Annotated in this window: 17 protein-coding genes; 3 read left to right on the forward strand and 14 right to left on the reverse strand. The window is 71.7% G+C overall.

Annotated features, from left to right (window positions below; all coding sequences use genetic code 11):
- Nucleotides 1-180: 180 nt before the first annotated feature.
- The 12 genes from ACFPZJ_RS23415 to ACFPZJ_RS23470 all read right to left on the reverse strand — a co-directional run bounded on the left by ACFPZJ_RS23415 (nt 181) and on the right by ACFPZJ_RS23470 (nt 14726).
- Nucleotides 181-1539: an ABC transporter substrate-binding protein gene (locus ACFPZJ_RS23415; protein ID WP_381024945.1), complete on the reverse strand. Its 1359-nt coding sequence runs from the start codon at nt 1537-1539 to the stop codon at nt 181-183.
- Between the two features lie 55 nt (nt 1540-1594).
- Nucleotides 1595-3589 carry a pectinesterase family protein gene (locus tag ACFPZJ_RS23420; RefSeq protein WP_417801334.1) on the reverse strand — a complete coding sequence of 665 codons (1995 nt, stop codon included), beginning with the start codon at nt 3587-3589 and terminating at the stop codon, nt 1595-1597.
- Between the two features lie 29 nt (nt 3590-3618).
- Nucleotides 3619-5127: a glycoside hydrolase family 43 protein gene (locus ACFPZJ_RS23425; RefSeq protein ID WP_381024951.1), complete on the reverse strand. Its 1509-nt coding sequence runs from the start codon at nt 5125-5127 to the stop codon at nt 3619-3621.
- Nucleotides 5124-5969, reverse strand: a complete 846-nt coding sequence (locus ACFPZJ_RS23430) for a DUF6807 domain-containing protein (RefSeq protein ID WP_381024953.1) — start codon at nt 5967-5969, stop codon at nt 5124-5126. Before ACFPZJ_RS23430 ends, ACFPZJ_RS23425 begins: the two co-directional genes overlap by 4 nt.
- A complete protein-coding gene (locus tag ACFPZJ_RS23435) occupies nt 5966-7162 on the reverse strand; it encodes a Gfo/Idh/MocA family protein (RefSeq protein WP_381024955.1) in 1197 nt (398 codons plus the stop codon). Before ACFPZJ_RS23435 ends, ACFPZJ_RS23430 begins: the two co-directional genes overlap by 4 nt.
- Entirely contained in the window at nt 7159-8451 is a 1293-nt protein-coding gene (locus tag ACFPZJ_RS23440) for a pectate lyase family protein (RefSeq protein WP_381024958.1), read from the reverse strand. Before ACFPZJ_RS23440 ends, ACFPZJ_RS23435 begins: the two co-directional genes overlap by 4 nt.
- On the reverse strand, nt 8448-9344 hold the full coding sequence (locus ACFPZJ_RS23445; RefSeq protein ID WP_381024961.1) for a carbohydrate ABC transporter permease: 897 nt from the start codon (nt 9342-9344) through the stop codon (nt 8448-8450). The genes ACFPZJ_RS23440 and ACFPZJ_RS23445 overlap by 4 nt, the downstream gene beginning before the upstream one ends.
- Complete coding sequence (locus ACFPZJ_RS23450; protein ID WP_381024963.1) at nt 9341-10276, reverse strand: carbohydrate ABC transporter permease; 936 nt, start codon at nt 10274-10276, stop codon at nt 9341-9343. Before ACFPZJ_RS23450 ends, ACFPZJ_RS23445 begins: the two co-directional genes overlap by 4 nt.
- A gap of 120 nt (nt 10277-10396) precedes the next feature.
- On the reverse strand, nt 10397-12130 hold the full coding sequence (araD, locus tag ACFPZJ_RS23455) for an L-arabinonate dehydratase (RefSeq protein WP_381024966.1): 1734 nt from the start codon (nt 12128-12130) through the stop codon (nt 10397-10399).
- Nucleotides 12127-13035 (reverse strand): dihydrodipicolinate synthase family protein, encoded by a 909-nt coding sequence (locus ACFPZJ_RS23460; protein ID WP_381024968.1) that lies wholly within the window; start codon nt 13033-13035, stop codon nt 12127-12129. Before ACFPZJ_RS23460 ends, araD begins: the two co-directional genes overlap by 4 nt.
- A complete protein-coding gene (locus tag ACFPZJ_RS23465) occupies nt 13032-13700 on the reverse strand; it encodes a GntR family transcriptional regulator (protein ID WP_381024970.1) in 669 nt (222 codons plus the stop codon). The genes ACFPZJ_RS23460 and ACFPZJ_RS23465 overlap by 4 nt, the downstream gene beginning before the upstream one ends.
- Before the next feature lie 426 nt (nt 13701-14126).
- Entirely contained in the window at nt 14127-14726 is a 600-nt protein-coding gene (locus tag ACFPZJ_RS23470; protein ID WP_381024972.1) for a TIGR03086 family metal-binding protein, read from the reverse strand.
- 140 nt (nt 14727-14866) lie between these two features.
- Between ACFPZJ_RS23470 and ACFPZJ_RS23475 the strand changes: the two genes are divergently transcribed.
- Complete coding sequence (locus ACFPZJ_RS23475) at nt 14867-16129, forward strand: MFS transporter (protein ID WP_381024975.1); 1263 nt, start codon at nt 14867-14869, stop codon at nt 16127-16129.
- Here ACFPZJ_RS23475 and ACFPZJ_RS23480 read toward each other — a convergent pair.
- Complete coding sequence (locus ACFPZJ_RS23480; protein WP_381024978.1) at nt 16066-17229, reverse strand: hypothetical protein; 1164 nt, start codon at nt 17227-17229, stop codon at nt 16066-16068. The two genes, ACFPZJ_RS23475 and ACFPZJ_RS23480, sit on opposite strands and share 64 nt — an antisense overlap.
- Nucleotides 17226-18167 (reverse strand): 5-dehydro-4-deoxyglucarate dehydratase, encoded by a 942-nt coding sequence (locus ACFPZJ_RS23485; RefSeq protein ID WP_381024980.1) that lies wholly within the window; start codon nt 18165-18167, stop codon nt 17226-17228. The genes ACFPZJ_RS23480 and ACFPZJ_RS23485 overlap by 4 nt, the downstream gene beginning before the upstream one ends.
- Before the next feature lie 233 nt (nt 18168-18400).
- Between ACFPZJ_RS23485 and ACFPZJ_RS23490 the strand changes: the two genes are divergently transcribed.
- Both ACFPZJ_RS23490 and ACFPZJ_RS23495 read left to right on the forward strand, forming a co-directional pair.
- Nucleotides 18401-19210, forward strand: coding sequence for an NAD-dependent epimerase/dehydratase family protein (locus ACFPZJ_RS23490; protein WP_381024983.1), 810 nt, complete (start codon nt 18401-18403; stop codon nt 19208-19210).
- Nucleotides 19211-19621: 411 nt separating this feature from the next.
- Nucleotides 19622-20404 (forward strand): DeoR/GlpR family DNA-binding transcription regulator, encoded by a 783-nt coding sequence (locus ACFPZJ_RS23495; RefSeq protein ID WP_381024985.1) that lies wholly within the window; start codon nt 19622-19624, stop codon nt 20402-20404.
- The last annotated feature ends 22 nt before the right edge of the window (nt 20405-20426 follow it).

Consider the following 20426-nt stretch of genomic DNA (forward strand, 5'->3'; position numbering starts at 1 on the left):
AGGGGCGCTGAGCTGTGCCTCAAAGAGGGCGCGGGGCTGTGCGGAACGGGGTGCGGGGCTGTGCCTGAAAGAGGCGCGGGGCCGTGTCCGGCAGGCGGCTCCGCCGCGTGTGCGCGCCCGGCCGGGGACGGCCCGCGGCCTGCGCACCCACAGGCCGCCCCACGGCGGGAGCCGGCAACCTCACCCGTTCTGTTGCTTCCACTCCGCCTGAGCCTCGTTCAGCTGCTCGGCCATCTTGTCGAGGAAGTCCTTGGCGCTCATGTCGCCGAGCAGGACCTTCTGGAAGCTGGGCTCGTTGTCGGCCTTGGAGATGGTGTTCCAGTCCGGCAGGTAGTACGGCAGCTGGACGATGGTGGTGGAGCCGTCGTTGAGGGCCTCGGCGGCGAGCTTGGTCGGCTCGGCCTTGGAGATCCAGGGGTCCTTGGCGGCGTCCTTGTTGGACGGGATGGCGCCGGCCGACTCGTTCCACTTGGAGTTGGCCTGGTGCGAGGCGGCGAACTCGATGAACTTCCAGGCGGCCTCCTTGTTCTTGGAGTTCTTGAACAGGCCCAGACCGTCCACGGGGTTGGAGACCTGGACGCGCTTGCCGCCGGGGCCGGTGGGCTGCGGGATACCGCGGAACTTGTCGGTGCCGAGCGCCTTCACGTGGTCCTGGTAGGAGCCCAGGTTGTGGTTGAGCATCCCGATGGTGCCGGAGTCCCACTGGGCGACCATCTTGGTGAAGTCGTTGTTGAGGTCGGCGGCCGGCGTGTACTCCTTGTACAGACCGGCGTACTTCTTCAGCGCCTCGACGTTCTTCGGGTCGTTGACCGTGGTCTTCTCGCCGCCGGCGTCCCAGAAGGACGTGATGCCGGACTGCCCGTACATCGCGTCCAGCGCCTGCGCGATGGAGCCCGCGCCGCCGCGGATGGTGTAGCCGAACTCGTTCTTCTTGACGTCGGTGAGCTTCTCGGCGGCCGCGTAGAACTTCTCCCAGGTGGTGGGCGCGTCCAGGCCCGCCTTCTGGAACAGGTCGGTGCGGTAGTAGAGGGTGCCGTTGTTCGCGGAGGTCGGGATCGTGTACATGTGCTCGGCGGAGCCGCCGGCCACCTTCACCGACTCGACCATGTCGTCGTTGAGCTTGTCGTTGAGGGAGGACTTCGCCAGGCGGCCCTCCAGCGGCTCCAGCGCGTCCTGCGCCGCGATGCCCGCGAGCATGGCCGCGCCGACGCCGCCGACGTCGGGCAGGCCGCCGCCCTGGATGGCGGTGTCGTACTTCGACTGCACCTCGGTGGCGGGGATCCCGACGTACTCGACCTCGATGTCGGGGTTCGCCTTCTCGAAGTCGGCGATGATCTGCTTCCAGATGTCGGTGCGGACACCGCCGTTGTTGTCCCAGAAGACGACCTTGCCCTTGCCACTGCCCTCGGCTCCGTCACCGCCCCCGCCGCTGCCGTCGTCGCCGCAGGCGGTGGCGGTCAGGGCGAGCACGGCCCCCAGGGCGACGGCGGCCGACGTCCGGCGCCTGCCTGTGCTGGTGATGTGATTGCTGATCTTCATCGGTCGGCTCTCTTCTTCTGGATCCAACGGAGATGTGCGGGTGTGCGTGTGGGGGTCAGTGCCGGTCGTACGGCGCCCAGCCGTCCGACCCGTTCAGGTAGCGGGCGACCGTGTACGACCGTGCCTCCGCGTCGCTCAGCTGCGGCCGGTCCGCCGTCACGGCCGCGCCCGGCCCGACGTTGCGGTACTCGGAGAACCGCGCGTCCTTCCACGAGAAGCCGCTCATGTCGGTCCACGGCGCCGCCTTGATCGCGGCGGGCAGCTCGGTGTCCCGGATCAGCACCTGCGCGATCGCGTCCGGCTCACCGCCCGGGTGCCAGGGCCGCCCCAGGTGGAAGGACCCGGCCGGCGCGTCGCTGACCACCTTCGACCGGGTGATCAGGAATCCGTACGGGTTGTCCTTCCAGGTCGACGCGGCCGTGATGTAGCCGTTGTTCGTCGTCGAACCCCGGCTGAGCGCCCGGATCACCGACCGTTCGATGACGGTCGTCGCCCGCCCGTAGATGAAGTCGACGTCGCCCTCGATGTACGAGTCGCGGATGTACACCCGGCTGGCGGTGGTCAGCTTGGGGCTGTCGGTCATCAGCGTGTCCTGGTTGCCCAGGAAGGCCGTGTTCTCGAAGACGATCCGGTCGCCGGTCGTCTTCATCGCCAGCGCCTGCTCGCCCTTCAGCTCGACAGCGGCCTCGTCGAAGTCGTTGCTGAAGGTGAGGTTGCGTGCCGTGACGTCGTTCGCGGCGATCCGGACGGTGGCGCTGCCGGTGGAGCCGCCGTACTCGGCGGGCGTGTCGTGGACGATGACCGTGTCGGACCGGTGCCGGCCGGTCCCCTGCAGCACGAGGTTCGGCTTGCTCGCGGGAACGTACACCTTGGCGCGGTAGGTGCCCGGCGCGACGGCGATCGTCACCAGCACGTCGTTGCCGTCGGGTACGGCGTCGACGGCGGCCTGCACGGTCGGGTAGTGGGCCGGGACGTGCAGCACGACCGAGTCGCCGATCCGCTTCTGCGGGCCGGAGAACCGCTGCACCAACGCGGGTACGGCGGCGGCCGGATCCAGCCGGTAGTCGTAGAAGTCACGCGGGTCGAAGGCCGTGCCCCACGTGTCGTGCCGCCCCGAGGTGTTCCTCAGGACCGATCCGCGCTGCACCAGTTCGGCCGTGGCGTCGGCCTGGTAGGGATGCCGGACACCGTCGTAGTAGCTGTTCTCGATGACCATCCTGGTCCTGCCGCGCGACCAGTTCCCGTACGTCCACACCGGGTCCCCGTCGGCCACCTGCGCCGAGAGGTAGTTGTTGTAGAGGTGCGCGTAGGCGCAGTTGTCGGCGGACGGGTTGCGCTGCTTGGTGCCGGTGAACCAGTTGTGGTCGATGGTGATCTGTGTCTTGACGTCGGTCGTCCAGCCGATCCCGAACGCCTTGTTGTGGTGCGTGAACTGGTTGTAGGAGACGGTGACGTACTGGCTGTCCTTGCGGATGTCGAGCAGCCCGTCGCCCATGTGCGTGAAGCGGTTGTGGTCGATCCAGACGTGGTCGACGGAGTCCATCTGGATGGCGTCGAAGTCGGTGGATTTGCCGTCCCAGTCGCCCTCGACGTAGCTGTCGCGGATCGTCAGGTTGCGGATGATGACGTTGCTCGTGCCGGGGTTCAGGTGCAGCTCGCCGTGCACGATCTCGCCGGTGTCGCCGACGCCGATGATGGTCTTGTCCGACCCGACCACGATGTCCGAACCGAAGGGCTCGACCGGGATCGAGCCCTTGACGCGGATGACGTACGGCTCCTCGGCCGCCGCGTACTTCGCGAGCGAGGCCTGGTCGGTGACGGTGACGACCTTGCCGCCCGCGCCGCCGGTGGTGCCGCCGGCGAGGGAGGCGAAACCGTGCGGCCGGTCGGTCCAGCGGTCCGCCGTCGGTGCGGTCGTCGCGGCAGGGGCGGCGCTCGCCTCCCCGACAGCCCCGAGCCCCAGCGAGGCGACGAGGCCGAGCACGGCGGCCGCGACCCTGCCGTGCCCCGGTCTCATGAGGGGCAAGCGCTTGCTACGGAGGTGCGTCATTGCGGCTCCCAACAGGCGTGTGGGTGGTCTCAGGCGTGCGTGATCCGGAACTGGGTGAAGGTGGCCGCTCCGGCGTGTCCCTGACCGGCGGGCGCGAGGGCGAAGAGGCCGAGCAGGGCGCCGACCCAGCGCCAAGGGGTCGCGGTGAAGACGGGACCCGACGGCCGCGGGCCCTCCCCGACGTCGAAGGAGAAGCGGCAGCGCGCGCCGGCGCCGATCTCGATGCGCAGCCGCGCCCGCCCGTCGGGCGCGAGCCGCGGATGGTCGGCGTCCCGCTCGCGCTCCGCGACCGTCTCCGCGAAGCGGTGCACGAGGTGCACCGTCCCGTCCGCGCCCCGCTGGAGCCCGATCCAGCCGAACGCGTCGCCGAGCACCGCGAGCCCGGCCCGGGCGCCGGGCTCCTCGCTGTCGAGCCGCAGGTCCACCTCGACGGTGCACGGGGCGCCGGGCAGCCGCTGGGTGAGCACGTTCGGCAGCTTGCGCAGGTCGTGCGCGTCGGCCGAGCGGACGCAGGTCAGCCGGAGCCCGTCGCCGGAGTGCTGGGTGGCCCAGCCGTCCGAGGGGTTGGCCGTCCACTGCCACTGGCGGCCGTACCGTCCGCCGGGGAAGTCGTCGTCCGTGGCGGGCGCGGCCGGCGGCTGGGACGGCAGGTCCGGTCGCCGGTGTACGAGGACGGGGGCGCCGTCGTCGCCGAGCACCGGCCAGCCGTCCGCGCCCCAGCGCATCGGCTGGAGATGGACGACCCGGCCGTAGGCGCCGCGCTGCTGGAAGTGCAGGAACCAGTCCTCGCCGGACGGGGTGCGCACCCAGCCGCCCTGGTGCGGCCCGTTGACGCCGGTGTCCTTCTGCTCCAGGACGATTCTCTCCTCGTACGGCCCGAAGAAGCCGCGTGAGCGGAACGCTCCCTGCCAGCCGGTCTCCACTCCCCCGGCCGGCGCGAAGATCCAGAACCAGCCGTCGTGCCGGTACAGCTTGGGGCCTTCGAGGGTGAACCAGCCGGGGATGCGGTCGGCGTCGACGATGACCTTGCCCTCGTCGAGCAGCTCGGTGCCCTCGGGGTGCATACGGTGGCCGGTGAGGCGGTTCTTGACGCCGGAGCGGGACTTGGCCCACGCGTGCACCAGATAGGCCTCGCCGGTCTCGTCGTCCCACAGGGGGCAGGGGTCGATGAGCCCCTTGCCCTCCTTGACCAGGTGCGGGCGGGTCCACGGCCCGCGTATCTCCGGGGCGTGGACCTGGAAGACGCCCTGGTCGGGGTCGCCCCAGAAGATCCAGAAGCGGTCGTCGTGATACCGGAGCGAGGGCGCCCACACACCGCGGTCGTGGCGGGGGGCCGCGAACTCGTCCGCCGGTTCCAGGCGTTCGAGGGCGTGGCCGACCAGGGTCCAGTTGACCAGGTCGCGGGAGTGCAGCAGCGGCAGGCCGGGGGCGCGGCCGAAGCTGGAGGCGGTCAGGTAGAAGTCGTCGCCGACGCGGACGACGTCCGGGTCGGACCAGTCGGCGTCGAGGACGGGGTTGGTGTAGGTCTCGGCGGTCATGGGCTCACCGCCTTGCGGACGAGGGCGGCGGCCTGGTCGCGGTCGAGGCGGCCGTCGGCGACGACGGTGACGATCCTGCGGACGACGGTCTCGCCGGGCGGGACGGGCAGCCGCTCGTCGTACGCCAGCGAGGAACCCACCCCTGGGTACTCCTCGGTGCGCACGAACCACGGGTCCCGCCGGGTCTGCTCGGTGGCCCCGGCGAAGACCAGCGTCCAGGTGGAGCCCGCCAGCGCGAGCCAGTCGGCGCGCCTGCCGTGCACCTCGCTCTCGCCCTTTGTGCCGGACGTGAAGACGTCGGGGGCCTCGGCCTCCTTGCGGGCGCGCCAGAAGAAGCCGCCGTAGGCCGCCCCGGGCCGGCCGTTCGTGGCCGGGCTGCCGATCGACAGCGGGTCCGGGGTGACGTTGGTGAGGGAGAAGGTGAGGTCCAGCGCCCACGCGGTGTCGGTGAGTTCCGTGGCCGCGACCGTACGGCGCTCGCGCAGCAGCTCGGCGCCCGCGGCCACCCAGCGCAGCTCCTCCACGAAGCCGTCCGGGTCGCGCAGCTGGAACGCGACGTGCCGCTGCGAGCCGTGGTTGTCCAGTTCGGTCGGGCCCTGGTCGCGAACGTAGGTACGTCCGCCCCAGAAGTTGTGCCCCTCGACGTCGGGAACGGCGACACCGACGCCGAGGTGGTGTGTGTGGTCGGCCGGGCCGAGCTCGGTCACGGCCGTGCCGGACAGGGTGGTGACGGGGTGCAGGTACGGGCGCGGGGACAGGCGCGCGGGCAGCTCGGGCCGGGTGACGTACCGGCCGACCGGGCGGCCCGCGACGCGCAGGACCGTGGTGTCGTTGCTGGTCATCGGGCGCTCACCTTCTGACGGTGTCCCGCGGGGCGTGCCCAGGGGGCGCCCAGCTCGGAGTAGAGGGAGAGGGTGTCGGCGGAGGCCGCCACGAGTCCGTCGATGCCAGGCACGACCCGGCGGTTCTCGCCGGGGATCCGATGCCAGGCGGCGTCCGGCAGCGGGGCCGGGTCGGGGGCCCGCCGGATCGACTCGACGACCTTCATGAAGGCGCCCGTCCCGTCCGGGGTGACCAGCAGGCCGGCGCCGGTGGTGAGGTGCGCGACGAGGTTCTCCAGCAGGTCGGTGCGGCCGTACTCGAACTCCTCCGGGCCGTGGTCGGCGCGCTGGAGCAGGACGCGGTCCTGCTTGTACCAGAAGGTGATGCGGCCGCTGCTGCCGTGCACCAGGACGTACGGCTCGTCGGCGTGCTCGGCGCACAGGGTCGCGGCGACCGTCACCGGGTGGCCCTGGGTGGTGGTGACGCGGACGCAGGAGGTGTCGTCGGACTCGATGTCGTTGGCGCGCAACAGCTCGGTCTCGATGCCGGTGACGTCCTCGGCGCGGGTGCTGCCGCCGAGGGCGAGGGCGGTGGCGACGGCGTGCGCGAGGGGGTTGGTCAGGGCACCGTCGATCACGTCGGCGCCGTTCAGCCGCCGCTTGCCCGCCCAGGGCGCACGCCGGAAGTAGGCCTCGTCGCGCACCCAGGCACCGGCCCCGCCGAGCCCCACCAGCTGGCCGATCGCGCCCTGGGCGACCAGTTCGCGGATCGCGGGCAGGGCGTGCGAGCCCAGCGACTGGAACCCGATCTGGCAGGCCACGCCGGCGGCGGCGACCCCGTCGGCCATACGGCGGAACTCGGCGTAGGAGGGAGCCGGGGGCTTCTCCAGGAGGATGTGGACGCCCTTGTGCGCGGCGGTCAGCGCCAGGTCGGTGTGGGTCGGGATCGGCGTGCAGATCACGGCGATCCGGGCGCCGGTGGACTCCAGCAGGGCGCCGAAGTCGGCGGACTGCTCGGGCGTGCCCAGGCCGTGGAGTTCGTCCTCGCCGAGCGGCGTGAGCTCGCAGACGCCGACGAGCCGCACCAGGCCCTTCCTCCTCAGCCGTCGGATGTTCTCGACGTGCCAGCGGCCGTGGCCGCGGGCGCCGGCGAGGACGACGGGCACGGGCGTGCTCAGGGGTTCGCTCATGGAGTCGATCCTGGGACCGGTCATGGGATCCTCCCCGCTCCCGCGCCGCGGGCCACCTGGCGGTCGGCCGCCGCGGCGCTGTCGATCGTCGTGTGCAGGGTCGGTGTCCAGCCGACGTCGGCGGTCAGGTCGCGCTCGCTGCCCGAGTTGTAGGCGTTGTTGATCGCGAGCAGGTCGACCGGGTAGCCGTTGAAGAGGGTGCCGGACTGGTGCAGGGCGCTGCCGTTCCAGCTCTTGACCAGGTCGGCGGCCTCGACGCGGCCGGGCGTGGTGAAGGCATTGTTCTCGGCGTAGAGGGCGGACTCGGTGGAGACGCCGAGGGAGTAGCGGAAGTCGTGGGCGTCGTCGGGGACGACGTAGCGGTTGTTGTAGAGGTGCACCTGGCCGAAGCGGACGCGCGGGGCGCGCTGGACGACGGAGTCGAACTCGTTGTGGTGCAGGGTGACCCGGAGCCTGCCGCGGTCGGAGGTGACGGTGTCGCCGTTGCCGATGAGCATCGCCTTGTCGTGGTCGGCGAACCGGCTCCAGGAGACGGTGACCAGGTCCGAGCCGTTGGTGATGTCCAGCAGGCCGTCGTGGCGCAGGTAGTTGCGGCCGAAGCGGGTGGGTTCCCTCTCGTCCGGGTGGCCCTTGTCGCTGAGGGTCACATGGTCGATCCACACATGGGTGGCACCGGTCAGCCAGATGTTGTCGTACGCCGTCTTCCAGTCGCCGAGGCCGCCGGTGTTGGGCTGCCAGACGGGGAAGCAGTCGTAGGCGTCCCGCACGTCGAGATTGCGGACGATGACGTTCTCCGCGTTCCTGACCTGGAGGCTCGCGCCCTTCAGGACCGCGTCGTCGCCCAGGCCGACGAGGGTGGTGTGGGAGCCGACGGGCAGCACGACCCGCTCAGCCTGCCGGGCCGCCGACGCCTTGCGGGCCTCCTCCTGGGGGCCGCTCGGCTTGGCGGAGCCCCAGGTGCGGGGGTCGTAGGCGGCGAGGTACTTCTTCGGGCTGTAGCCGCCGGTGGCGTAGTCGGCGCAGTCCAGGTGGTCGCCGTCGTCGTCGGTGTTGGCGTCGATGGTGCCGGCGATCTTGATGATCTTGGGGGTGTCGCTGCCGCCGTCCAGGGCGCGGACGAGTCCGGCGCGGTCGGTGACGGTGTGGACGTGGGCGTCGTCGGCCGCCGCGCCGCCGGTGGTGCCGGTGCCGTAGGCCGCCCAGCCGTCGTTCGGGGGCAGGGTGTCGCGGCTGATGTCACGGGCCTCCGCCTGGGCGGGGACGCACAGGACGCCCAGCAGCGCCGCGGTGAGCGTGAGGTGACGGAGTCTCATCCCTTCACCGCCCCCGCGCTGAACCCGGTGATCAGCCACTTCTGGATGAAGGCGAACACGATGACCACGGGGACGGCCGCGATGATGCCGCCCGCGGCGAGCGCGCCGAGGTCGACGCTGTCCGCGCTCATCAGGGTGTTCAGACCGACCGGGATGGTCTGTTTCTCCTGGTTGTTGAGGAACATCAGGGCGAACAGGAAGTGGTTCCAGGAGTGCACGAAGGCGAAGGAGCCGACGGCGATCAGACCGGGCCGCAGCAGCGGCAGCACCACGACCCGGAAGGCCCGCATCCGGTTGCAGCCGTCGACCCAGGCGGCCTCCTCCAGGGAGTACGGCACGTTCTTGATGAAGTTGCTGATCAGGATCATCGACAGCGGCAGCTGGAAGACCGTCTCGGCGAGGATGACGCTGCCCAGCGAGTTGATCATCCGCAGTTCGGCGAAGATCTCGAACAGTGGGACCAGGAGCAGCGCGCCGGGCACGAACTGGGAGCAGAGCAGGCCCAGCATGAACGCCCGTTTGATCTTGAAGTCGAACCGGGCGAGGGCGTAGCCACCGGCCAGCGCGACAACGGTCGTCATGAGCAGGGTGGCGACGCCGACGAGCACGCTGTTCTGGAAGTAGGTGCCGAAGCTGCGCTCGGTCCACACCTTCTCGAAGTGGTCGAAGGTGATCGGCCAGGGCACGAGCGAGGTGGAGCCGGCCGGGCGCAGGGCGAACAGCAGGATCCAGTAGAAGGGGATCAGGGTGAAGACCAGGTAGATCCCGAGCGGCAGGTAGATCTGCCAGCGGGGGGCCTCGTCCCAGGCGCGGTGCCGCTTGGCCGGGCGCGGCGGTTCGGGGGCGATCCGCGCGGGCGCGGGCGCGGCCTTGGTGGCCTCCTTGGTGATCACTTGTTCTCGCCTCCGAACTTGCTCAGCCGCAGATAGACGATCGAGCAGAAGAGCAGGATCACGAACGCGACCGTGGTCAGGGCCGACGCGTAACCGAAGTTGTGGGACTCGACCGAGGTGTTGGCGATGTACAGCGGCAGGGTCGTGGTCTCGCCCGCCGGTCCGCCGCCGGTCAGGGTGTAGAGCAGGTCGACGTTGTTGAACTCCCACACCGCGCGCAGCAGCGTGGACAGGATGATGGCGTCCTTCAGGTGCGGCAGTGTGATGTGCCAGAACTGCTTGAGCCGGCTGGCCCCGTCGACCTCGGCGGCCTCGTACAGGTCCTTCGAGACGGACTGGAGGTCGGCGAGGATGAGGATCGCGAAGAAGGGCACACCGCGCCACAGGTCGGCGACGATCGCCGCCGGGAAGACGGTGGAGGTGTCCGACAGCCAGCTGGTGCCGTAGGAGCCGATGCCGAGGTCCGCGAGGTAACGGGTGATGCCCGTCTGGGAGTTGTAGAGCAGCACCCAGATCGCGGAGGTCAGCACGCCGGAGACGGCCCACGGGGAGAACACCAGGGCGCGTCCCAGCGCCCGGCCCACGAAGGTCTGGTTGACGATGAGCGCCAGCGCGAGACCGAACAGCAGCTGGAGGCCGACCTCGACGAAGACCCACTTGGCGCTGAAGACGAGGCTGTCCCAGAAGACCGGGTCCTCGGTGAAGGCGTGGACGAAGTTGTCGAAGCCCGCGTAACCGTTCCGCCACGGCTTGGTGGGGTTGTAGTTCTGCAGGCTGTAGTAGAAGACGCTGATGACCGGGTAGGCGATGAAGCCCAGCATGAGCAGGGCGGCCGGGGCGATCAGCAGGTACGGGAGCCTGCGCGGCGTGGCGGAGGCACGGCGCCGCCTCGGTGGCGCGGGCGGTTTCGCCACGGCTGCGGCTTGGGCCATGACTGTTCTCCGTTCTCGTGCGTGCGTCGTGCGTGCGTCGTGCGTCGCGCGGGAAGCGCTTTCCCACCAGGCAGGGGTGTGCCGAGTCGCGCGAATGCCGTTCGGCTGGTGCTGCGGTGGTCAGCCCGCGTACGGGTCCTGCACCGTGCCCGGGCGGGCCAGGAACTCGAAGTCGCAGCCGGTGTCGGCCTGCGTGATCTGCTCGTTGTAGAGCGCGCCGTAGCCCCGCTCGTACCGGGTGGGCGGCGGCGTCCACTCCGCCCTGCGGCGCTCCAACTCCTCGTCGTCGACGTCGAGACGGAGGGTCCTGTTCTCGACGTCGAGGGTGATCAGGTCGCCGGTGCGCACCAGCGCCAGCGGTCCGCCGACGTACGACTCGGGAGCCACGTGCAGCACGCACGCGCCGTAACTCGTCCCGCTCATCCGGGCGTCGGAGATCCGGACCATGTCCCGCACGCCCTGCTTGAGCAGGTGGTCGGGGATGGGCAGCATCCCGTACTCGGGCATGCCCGGGCCGCCCTTGGGGCCGGCGTTGCGCAGCACCAGCACGCTGTCGGCGGTGATGCCCAGGGACGGGTCGTTGATGGTCCGCTGCATGGTCTTGTAGTCGTCGAAGACGACCGCGGGACCGGTGTGCTTGAGCAGGTGCGGCTCGGCGGCGATGTGCTTGATGACGGCACCGTCCGGGCAGAGGTTGCCGCGCAGCACCGCGACCCCGCCCTCGCGCGCGACCGGGTTGTCCCGGGGCCGGATCACGTCGTCGTGGTGCACCTGCGCGCCGGCGAGCTGCTCGCGCATCGTGTCGTACGAGACGGTGGGCCGCTCCAGGTGCAGCAGGTCCGGGATCCGGGAGAGGAACCCGGGCAGGCCGCCCGCGAAGTGGAAGTCCTCCATCAGGTACGTCCGTCCGCCGGGCCTCACGTTGGCGAGCACCGGGACGGTCCGGGCGATGCGGTCGAAGTCGTCGAGCGTGAGTTTGACGCCCGCACGGCCGGCCATGGCGATCAGGTGGATCACGGCGTTGGTGGAGCCGCCGAGGCCGAGGACGGTGGTGACCGCGTCCTCGAAGGCCTCGGCCGTGAGGACGTCGGTCAGCTTCCGGCCCTTGTGGACCAGGTCGACGATGGTCATGCCGGCCTTGGCGGCCATCCGGTCGTGCCCGGAGTCGACGGCCGGGATGCTGGAGGCACCCGGCACGGTCACGCCGAGCGCCTCGGCAGCGGCGGTGAGCGTGGAGGCCGTGCCCATCGTCATGCAGTGGCCGGGCGAGCGGGCCAGGCCGTTCTCCAGTTCCTGCATCTCGCAGTCGCCGATGAGGCCGGCACGCTTGTCGTCCCAGTACTTCCACATGTCGGTGCCGGAGCCGAGGACCTCGTTGCGCCAGTGGCCCGGCAGCATGGGACCGGCCGGGACGAACACGGCCGGCAGGTCCACGGACGCGGCGCCCATGAGCAGCGCGGGCGTGGACTTGTCGCAGCCGCCCATCAGCACGGCCCCGTCGACCGGGTACGACCGCAGCAGCTCCTCGGTCTCCATCGCGAGCAGGTTGCGGTAGAGCATCGGGGTCGGCTTCTGGAAGGTCTCGGAGAGGGTGGAGACCGGGAACTCCAGGGGGAAGCCGCCCGCCTGCCACACGCCCCGCTTCACGGCCTGGGCGCGGTCGCGCAGGTGCACGTGGCAGGGGTTGATGTCGGACCAGGTGTTGAGGACCGCGATGACCGGCTTGCCCAGGTGCTCCTCGGGCAGGTAGCCGAGCTGGCGGGTCCGGGCGCGGTGGCTGAAGGACCGCAGGCCCTCGGTCCCGTACCACTGGTGGCTTCTGAGCTCTTCGGGGCGCTTCCTCGGCGCGTTCATATCGACCACCCGGCGGCGATGGCGGCGACCTCGGCCCGTTCGGTCTCGGGCAGCGGCTTGCTCGGGGGGCGGACCTCGCGGCGGCACAGCCCGAGCGAGGCGAGGGCCTCTTTGACGACCGTGACGTTGTTGGCGGAGCCGTTGGCGGCGCGCAGCTCCTCGAAGCGGCGGATCTGCTCCCAGACCTTCATGGCGGCCGGGTAGTCGCCGCAGCGCAGCGCCTCGATCATGTTCAGCGAGACGGCCGGGGCGACGTTCACCAGGCCGGAGGTGAAGCCGGTGGCGCCGGCGGAGAAGTAGGAGGGGGCGTACGGCTCGGCGAGCCCGGCGACCCACACGAAGCGGTCCAGCCCCGCGTCGCGTGCGAACGCGGCGAACCTCGCGGCGTCCGGCACGGCGTACTTCACGCCGATGACGTTCGGGCAGGCGTCGGCGAGTTCGGCGAGGCGGGCGCCGGTGAGCTGCGCGTTGCGGATGTACGGGACGACCCCGAGCTCGGGGACGGCCTCGGCGACGGCGCGGTGGTAGTCGACCCAGCCGGCCTGCGAGACGTAGGGGTGGACGGGCTGGTGGACCATCACCATCTGCGCGCCGAGGTCGCGGGCGTGGCGGGCGGAGGCGATGGCGGTGGGCACGTCGTGCCCGATCCCGACGAGGATCGTCGAGCGGTCCCCGGCCTCGTCGACCGTCAATTCGGTGACCAGGCGGCGCTCTTCGGGGGTGAGGGCGTAGAACTCGCCCGTGTTGCCGTTGGGGGTGAGGGTCGTGATGCCACCGTCGAGCAGACGACGCAGCAGGGCCCGGTAGGTGTCCCGCTCGACGGAGCCGTCCTCGGCGAACGGGGTCACCGGGATCGCCACCACGTCGGCCAGGGCCGCCCGCTGGGTCTCGAACGTCGCTGTCATGCCTGACCGTCCTCCCCCTGGGCCCCGTCCTCCACGGAGGGGAAGGCCCGCTCGACGAACGACGCGATGTGGGCGTGGAGGGCGCGCGCCGCGCCGTCCGCGTCCCCGTCGAGGGCGAGCCGCAGGATCTCCCGGTGCTCGTTCGCCTCCCGTTCCCAGGACGGGTCGGCGGCCCAGGCGACCGCGGAGACCAGTGCGGCCTGGTCGCGGACCTCGTCGAGCATCCGGCCGAGCAGCGGATTGCCGCACGGCAGGTACAGGGCGCGGTGGAACTCGCGGTTGGCCAGGGAGCGTTCGGCGGTGTCGGTGGCCATGTCCGCCCTGGTCAGCGCTGCACGGGCGGCGTCGAGGGACGCCCCGCGCCGCACCGCGCGCTTCAGCGCCTCAGGCTCCAGCAGCAGCCGCACATCGTAGACCTCGCGCGCCATGTCCGCGTCGACCATGCGCACCGTGACGCCCTTGTACTGGCTCATCACCACCAGTCCGGTGCCGGCCAGGGTCTTGAGCGCCTCGCGCACCGGGGTCTTGGACACCCCGAACCGTGCGGCGAGCTCGGTCTCGACCAGGGCCTGACCGGGCGTCAACTGACCGGTCAGGATACGGCGTTTGATCTCCTCCAGCACGAACTGCGTGCGGGAGGGGATCGGCGTGGGCACAGAGGTCATGCGCGCCTCTCGGATCTCGTCGATCACATCAGCAGGTCGATCGCGGTATGCCGGATCTCGCGTATCTGATCTTGCGTATCGCGTCTCATATATGACGTACGAAGTACGACGCGATGACCGTAGGAGCGCCCCTGTGTTTCGTCAATGCTTCTGACAAAGGAAGTTGGGCGTGCGGCCCTCGGGAGGCGACGGCGCCGACACCCTCGGGCGTGTGCTGGAGCTGTTCGCCTTCGCGATGCGCCGCCGGGCGAGCGGGGCGCGGTCGGGCAGCGGCGCGCGCCAGACGGCGGTGAGCCGGGCGGAATCGGTGTGCCGCTGCAACTCCGCGAGGGTCAGGGCCCGCCGCCGACGCGCCGACCCGACAGCGGCGGATGTCGCACCGACCGTCCGCCGCTGTGGCCGCCTCGTCCAGCCCGGGTCCCGCCCCTATCGCCGCCGCGTCCAGCCCGGGTCCCGCCCGCTCAGGCCGATCGCGCGGTCCAGCAGGGGGGCGGACGGGTCGACGGGGACGACGGGCCCGAAGATGCCGCCGCCCCGGCCGGGGTCGGCGGCGGCCTCGGTGAGGAAGGCGTGGCACGTTCGGAGGGCCGCGGGGTCGGGCTCGTAGGACTGGCCGGTCGCGCGGGCCAGGTCCCAGCCGTGGATCACCAGCTCGTCGGTCACGACGAGGCCCGCGACCTCACCGGGCAGATCCACGCCTCCGGCGCGGGTCGTCCCCGTCCAGGCAGCCGGGTCCCGCCAGGCCTCGGCCAGTTCGTCGAGCACCTTGGGCAGCTGCGCACGCCACCCGGGCGCGATGTCCGGGACGGCGGCGTCCGGGCTGGTGTCGGTCGTGACCCCCAGGTCCTTGCGCCCGGCGTCGCGGAAGGCGACGGCCAGCCCGGCCAGGTGACCGAGCAGATGGCGCACCGCGTACCGCGGACAGGGCGTCGGGTCCGCCAGCTGCTCGTCGGTGACGCGCTCGGCGAGGCGCGCCACGAGCGCGGTCTGCGGCCCGAGGTCGAGGGTCGGTGTCGTGTCGGTCATCCTGGGCTCCTCAGGGTTGTGCGTCCTGGGAGGTGGACCGGCGCGGAGGGCCAGACTCATCGCCCGGGCATCGCTCTCAGCCGTTGATAGGGCACCTGCCCGATCCCCACCACCTGTCCTTAGCCCCACGATGACCAGGCATGACAAGGAACAGAGCGAAAGAGATCAAAGCGAGGACGCCGCGGACCGTCGTGCGCGTCCTGCGGGACCGCGACGCGGGGCTGTACCTGTCCGGTGTGGTGGTCTCCGGCTTCGGCACGTCCGCGCTGTGGCTGGCGTCCGGTGTGTGGGTCAAGGACCTCACCGGCTCGGACGGCCTGGCCGCGCTGTGCCTGCTGGCGATGTGGGCGCCGACCCTGGCGGGCCCGATGCTGGGCACGATCGCCGACCGTACCCGCCGCAAGCCGCTGCTGATCGGCGTCAACCTGCTCCTGGCCGCGCTCCTGCTCACCCTCTTCACCGTGGACTCCCCGGACGGCGTGTGGCTGCTGTACGCGGTGCTGTTCGTGTACGGCGCGGCGGGCGTCGTGCACGACGCGGCCGAGTCGGCGCTGGTCGCCACCGCCGTGGACAGGTCCCTGCTCGGCGACTTCAACGGGCTGCGGATGACCGCCACCGAGGGCATGAAGCTGCTGGCCCCGCTGGCGGGCGCGGGCGTCTACGCGGCGTACGGCGGGCCCGGCGTGGCCCTGCTGGACGCGGTCACGTTCGTCCTCGCCACCGCGCTGTACGCGTGCCTGCGCGTGCGGGAGGACAAGCCCGGCCCGCCCGCCGGAAGCCGCCGGCACCAGACGGCCGAGGGCGCCCGCCGGCTGTGGTCGCACTCCGCGCTGCGCCCGCTGGTGCTGGCCGGCGGCGCCACGATGCTCTGCGCGGGCCTGAGCGGGGCGCTGACCTACGCCGTCGTCGACGCCCTCGGCCACTCCCCCGCGTACGCGGGTGTGCTGTACGCCGCGCAGGGCGCGGGCTCGGTGGCGGTCGGGCTGCTGTCCGGGCCCGGCCTGCGCCGCCTCGGGGCGCGGCGGTTCGCGGCGTGCGGGATCGCGCTGACGGCCGGGGCCGTGGCGGTGCGGGCGGTGCCGTCCGATCCGGTGGCCCTGGCGTCGGGCGTGGCGATCGGCGCGGGCCTGCCGGCCGTGCTGATCGCCACGCTCACCGCCGTGCAGCGCGAAACCCCGGGACCCCTGCTGGGCCGGGTCACCGCCACCGCCAACACCCTGGTGTTCACGCCGAACGTGGTCGGGCTCGCCCTGGGCGCGGCGCTCGTGGGACCGGTCGGTCACCGGTTGGTGCTGGTGGCCGTGGGCGGGGCCCTGCTGGCGACCGCCGCCCGGCTGTTTCAGAGCCCGGCGAGCGCCGAGCGCACCGCCTCCAGGTCGCCGTCCGACGCCAACCCGGCGTGATACAGCCGCAGTTCCGTCGCCCCGAGCGCACGCGCGTGTGCCGCGTCCGAGGCCAGCGTGTCCGGGCTGCCGCCCATCCCGGAGACGACGGTGAAGTTGGCCGCGACGACGGCGCCCGCGCGGCCCCGCTCCACGAACGGCGTCAGCAGCCGCGTACCGCCCGCGCAGGGGACGACCACACCGTCCGCGACGGACAGGATGTGCCCGGGGTCGACGCCGGCGTTGGCTCCGCAGTGGTACGACACCGGGTCCGCGTGCAGCAGCACCTGGAAGCCCTCCGGGGCTGCCGCGCGCACCGCCGTGACCGCCGCCTCCTGGAGGGAGCGGGCGGTCTCGTCGCGCCACGCGCGCGTGGCCGCGGCCGTGGCGGCGCCGAGGAGTTTCTCGACGCCCGTCCAGCCCCCGTCCGAGGGAGCGCCCCGCCACACCGGCTCCAGCGCGGCCCGCACCTCGGCGGCCAGTCGGCCGGCGTCCAGGCCGTGCCGCCCGTACCCCTCCCGGCAGGCCGGGCAGAAGCACAGCGCCATCAGGTACTGCCCGGCGTCCCCGAGGCCGACCCCGCCGGTCTTGTCGTGGGCGTGCAGGTGCTGCAGGCCGTACCAGCCGAGGGACTCCAGTTCGGTGCCGCGCGCGCCGGGCCGTACCGCCGCCTCGGCGGCCAGGTCGACGAGGTACGCGCGCGTGGCGGACTGCGCGATGCACGGCGCCCACGGGTAGCGGTCGCCGTAGGCGTTGACGACCGAGGTGTCCGGGTGCTCGGCGCCCAGCCGGGAGTTGTGCGCGAGGACGACCCAGGTGTGCACCTCCAGACCGGCGTCCGCGAGCGCGCCGGCCGCCTCGCCGAAGGCGTCCCCTGGCGCCCAGTCCCCGGCCGGGTACGGGCGCAGCTCCCGGTCCTTCCAGCGGTCGCCGGCCGGGTACAGCACGGCGGCGTGCTCGGCGGTGACGACGCGGTGGCGCGGGTGACGGGGCGTGAGCGCGCGCGTGGAGTGGTAGGCGGCGGCGAGTGTCACCTGTGCCACGCCGAGCCGGGCGATCCGGGCGGGGGCCTCCGGGTCCCCGTTGACGTCCCAGGGGTAGACGAATGCCGACGCCTTCACATGTCCTCCTCGAGCAGCGCGTACCCACGCTCGATCACCTGAGCGAGCTGCTTGACATGATCCTCGGCCGGCTCGTGCAGCGGGGGCCGCACCTCGCCCACGTCGAGTCCGCGCAGCCGTACCCCCGCCTTCACCAGGGAGACGGCGTACCCGCGGCCCTGGGCGCGCAGCTCGACGAAGGGCCGGTAGAAGCCGTCCAGGAGGCGCTGGACGGTGGCCGTGTCACCGGCGCCCAGCGCCTCGTAGAAGGCGACGGCGATCTCCGGGGCGAAGCAGAACACGGCGGACGAGTAGAGCGTGATGCCGATGCCCCGGTAGGCGAGCTGGGTCTGCTCCGCGGTGGGCAGCCCGTTGAAGTAGAGGAAGTCGCCCGGGACCTCGGTGCGCACGGCGCTGACGATCCGCTGCATGAGGTCGAGGTCGCCGAGCCCGTCCTTGAAGCCGATGATCCCCTCGGTGCGGGCCAGCTCGACGACGGTCTCCGGGGTGAACACGGCGTTGTCGCGCTGGTAGACGACGACGGGCAGCGAGGTCGCGGCGGCCACCTCGCGGTAGTGCCGCAGCAGCCCTTCCTGGGCGGCCTGGACGAGGTAGGGCGGCATGGCGAGGAGCCCTTCCGCACCGGCCGCCTCGGCGAGCCGGGCGTACCGGACGGCGAGCGCGGTGCCGTACCCGGCGCCCGCGACGACCGGGACACGCCCCTCGGCCGCCTCGACGGCCGCCCGGACGCACACCTCGAACTCCTCGGGGGCGAGCGCGTGGAACTCCCCGGTGCCGCAGCAGGCGAACACGGCGGCGGCCCCGGCCTCGACGCCGCCGCGCACGTGCGTGCGGTAGGTGGCCAGGTCGACGGAGCCGTCGGGGCCGTAGGCGGTGACCGGGAAGAACAGCGGGCCGCTGGGGATACGGAGTCGAGCGGCGAGCGGGGCTGACGTCACGGGCTCTCCCGGTTCCATATGCGGTTCCATATTCATGATCTGTGTCTACATTTCTGAACGCTCTCACGCTAGAGGCCCGCGGGGAGGCCGGTCAAGCGCGCCAACGCGCGACACACCAGCGGATTCACCCCGCACACGGCACACTTGACGGGTCACACCGCCGCTCCTTAGCGTGTCCACGCATATGAATGCCGTGCGTGGACGTGCACGTGCCGATTCAAGGAGACCCGAGGATGCCCGCTCCCCGCACCGTTCTGCTCACCGGCGCCGCCGGCGGGCTCGGCACCCTGATGCGGGGCCTGCTCCCGGACTACGGCTACGACCTGCGCCTGCTGGACCTGCGCCCGATCGAGGGCGAGCCGGACGCGATCGTCGCCGACCTCGCCGACAAGGAGGCCGTACGCGAGGCCGTGCGGGGCGTCGACGCGATCATCCATCTCGCGGGCATCTCCCTGGAAGCCCCCTTCGAAAAGATCCTCAAGGCGAACATCGAGGGCACGTACCACGTGTACGAGGCGGCCCGCGAGGAGGGCGTCGAGCGCGTCGTCTTCGCCTCCTCCAACCACGCCGTCGGCTACACGCCCCGCCCTCAGGGCGACGACCCGCTGATCCCCATCGACACACCGCGCCGCCCGGACACCTTCTACGGCCTGTCCAAGTCCTTCGGCGAGGACCTCGCCCAGTTCTACTGGGACAAGCACGGCCTGGAGACCGTCTCGGTGCGCATCGGCTCCTGCTTCCCCGAGCCGACCAGCGTGCGCATGCTCTCGGTGTGGATGAGCCCCGCCGACGGCGCCCGCCTCCTGCACGCGGCCCTGACCGCCGAGCACGTCGGCCACACCGTCGTCTACGGCTCCTCCGCCAACACCCGGCTGTGGTGGGACCTGTCCACCGCCCGGGCGCTCGGCTACGAGCCCCAGGACGACTCCGAGCCGTACGCGGAGAAGCTCATCGCCGAACAGGGCGAGCTGGACCCGGAGAACGAGGCGCACGCCTGTCTGGGCGGCCACTTCGTGACGGACCCGCCGATCTGGCCGTACTGATCGGACGCGCCGATCCGGCCGGACCGATCCAGCCTGACTGATCAAGCCGCGCTGGTCCGGCCGTACGGATCCGGACGCCCTGATCCGGCCATACCGATCCGGCCGACGAGGCGGAAAACAGACGTGCGCGGAAGCGGGCGGGCACCGAACGGGCCCGCCCGCTTCCGCATTCGGGCATGAGCGCTGCCCGCTCTCACGTCCTGACCCGCAGCGACGCAGGTCCGAGCCGGTCACGCCCCGCGTCGAACGGGCAGAAACGGGCAGCATCGGATCCGTAACAGGCCTGTTCAGTCCCGAATTGCCGCTGTAGAACTTCCCCCAAGGGCTCCACCGGGCCCGAACGGGCACCTCCGGCCCGACCGCGCCGGAGGGGCACGAGGCAGGAGCACAGCACGGAAGCGGGTGACGGCGATGACGACGGCGAAGACGGCGTGGACCGCCGAGGAACGCCAGCGGGAGATCGTGCGGGTGGCACGCGCCACCGGCTCGGTCGACGTCACCACGCTCGCGGCCGAACTGGGCGTGGCCAAGGAGACCGTACGGCGGGACCTGCGCGTCCTGGAGGACCACGGCCTGCTCCGCCGCACCCACGGCGGCGCCTACCCCGTGGAGAGCGCCGGCTTCGAGACGACACTCGCCTTCCGCGCCACCAGCCACGTCCCCGAGAAGCGCCGGATCGCGGCCGCCGCGGCCGACTTGCTCGGGGACGCCGAGACGGTCTTCGTCGACGAGGGCTTCACCCCGCAGCTCATCGCCGAGGCCCTCCCCCGGGACCGGACGCTGACCGTGGTCACCGCGTCCCTGCCGGTCGCGGGCGCGCTCACCGAGGCCGAGAACACCACCGTCCTGCTGCTCGGCGGCCGGGTCCGCTCCGGAACCCTGGCCACCGTCGACCACTGGACGACGAAGATGCTCGCCGGCTTCGTCATCGACCTGGCGTTCATCGGCGCCAACGGCATCTCCCGCGACCACGGCCTCACCACCCCGGACCCGGCCGTCAGCGAGGTGAAGTCGCAGGCGATCAGGTCCGCGCGGCGCACGGTGTTCGCGGGCGTCCACACCAAGTTCGGGGCGGTCAGCTTCTGCCGCTTCGCCGAGGTGGGCGCGCTGGAGGCGATCGTCACGAGCACCCTGCTCCCCGCCACGGAAGCCCACCGCTACTCCCTGCTGGGGCCACAGGTCATCCGCGTCTGAGGACCGGTCCGGCCGTCACGCA

This window comes from Streptomyces bullii (assembly GCF_042657145.1).
Classification (GTDB): domain Bacteria; phylum Actinomycetota; class Actinomycetes; order Streptomycetales; family Streptomycetaceae; genus Streptomyces; species Streptomyces bullii.

Bases quoted from the DNA above. Each gene is read 5' to 3' on its own strand.
- ACFPZJ_RS23415 (WP_381024945.1), bottom strand. From the start codon at position 1,539: ATGAAGATCAGCAATCACATCACCAGCACAGGCAGGCGCCGGACGTCG.
- ACFPZJ_RS23420 (WP_417801334.1), bottom strand. From the start codon at position 3,589: ATGACGCACCTCCGTAGCAAGCGCTTGCCCCTCATGAGACCGGGGCAC.
- ACFPZJ_RS23425 (WP_381024951.1), bottom strand. From the start codon at position 5,127: ATGACCGCCGAGACCTACACCAACCCCGTCCTCGACGCCGACTGGTCC.
- ACFPZJ_RS23430 (WP_381024953.1), bottom strand. From the start codon at position 5,969: ATGACCAGCAACGACACCACGGTCCTGCGCGTCGCGGGCCGCCCGGTC.
- ACFPZJ_RS23435 (WP_381024955.1), bottom strand. From the start codon at position 7,162: ATGACCGGTCCCAGGATCGACTCCATGAGCGAACCCCTGAGCACGCCC.
- ACFPZJ_RS23440 (WP_381024958.1), bottom strand. From the start codon at position 8,451: ATGAGACTCCGTCACCTCACGCTCACCGCGGCGCTGCTGGGCGTCCTG.
- ACFPZJ_RS23450 (WP_381024963.1), bottom strand. From the start codon at position 10,276: ATGGCCCAAGCCGCAGCCGTGGCGAAACCGCCCGCGCCACCGAGGCGG.
- araD (WP_381024966.1), bottom strand. From the start codon at position 12,130: ATGAACGCGCCGAGGAAGCGCCCCGAAGAGCTCAGAAGCCACCAGTGG.
- ACFPZJ_RS23460 (WP_381024968.1), bottom strand. From the start codon at position 13,035: ATGACAGCGACGTTCGAGACCCAGCGGGCGGCCCTGGCCGACGTGGTG.
- ACFPZJ_RS23465 (WP_381024970.1), bottom strand. From the start codon at position 13,700: ATGACCTCTGTGCCCACGCCGATCCCCTCCCGCACGCAGTTCGTGCTG.
- ACFPZJ_RS23470 (WP_381024972.1), bottom strand. From the start codon at position 14,726: ATGACCGACACGACACCGACCCTCGACCTCGGGCCGCAGACCGCGCTC.
- ACFPZJ_RS23475 (WP_381024975.1), top strand. From the start codon at position 14,867: ATGACAAGGAACAGAGCGAAAGAGATCAAAGCGAGGACGCCGCGGACC.
- ACFPZJ_RS23490 (WP_381024983.1), top strand. From the start codon at position 18,401: ATGCCCGCTCCCCGCACCGTTCTGCTCACCGGCGCCGCCGGCGGGCTC.
- ACFPZJ_RS23495 (WP_381024985.1), top strand. From the start codon at position 19,622: ATGACGACGGCGAAGACGGCGTGGACCGCCGAGGAACGCCAGCGGGAG.